The following is a 503-nucleotide window of genomic DNA, read 5'->3' as shown; positions in this document are numbered from 1 at the left end:
GGCCCCTGCTGCGAAATCAATAAATTGATCGTACAGGTCACCGGCAACCAACATCCGGCCAGTCAGCGCCTGGCGTTTTATGACCACGCCGGAAAACGCCTGGACACCCTGACTGCCGAAGACAAGCCTGAAACGCTGAAAAAGCCCTACTTTGTGGACAGCGCCCTGCACGTCTGGAGCTGGAAGGATCACTACACTCACCGCCTGTGGCTGGAGATCGACTCGGTCGAAGGCAGTCCCATTCGCCTGCTCTTGCCCGAGGTCGCGATCACCCTGCGCCAGTTCGACGCGCAGTGGAACCAGATCGTGCCGGTGGTGCCCTTTGTTGCGTTGCCCGGTGCCAACAGTGCCCACGATCACGGCACGCCGGTGTTGTGCCGTGCAGGGTTCATTTATGTCTTTTTGGGCGACCGGTTGTGGCGCGAGCTGGAGGTGCGGGCCGCAGACGAACAGACCACGTATCACGACATTGACCTGAACCGTTATCGCATGGGCGACGAGAT

1 pseudogene is annotated in these 503 nt (G+C 59.8%); it reads left to right on the top strand.

The annotated features are described in order from the left end of the window. Positions 1–503, top strand: a pseudogene (locus QN399_RS26175) (hypothetical protein); the annotation flags it as partial.

Origin of the sequence: Pseudomonas sp. 10C3 (genome assembly GCF_036346185.1) — a bacterium.
Lineage (GTDB): Bacteria > Pseudomonadota > Gammaproteobacteria > Pseudomonadales > Pseudomonadaceae > Aquipseudomonas.
The sequence above is the reverse complement of the archived record's forward strand: the minus strand, read 5'-3'. Positions and strand labels throughout refer to the sequence as shown.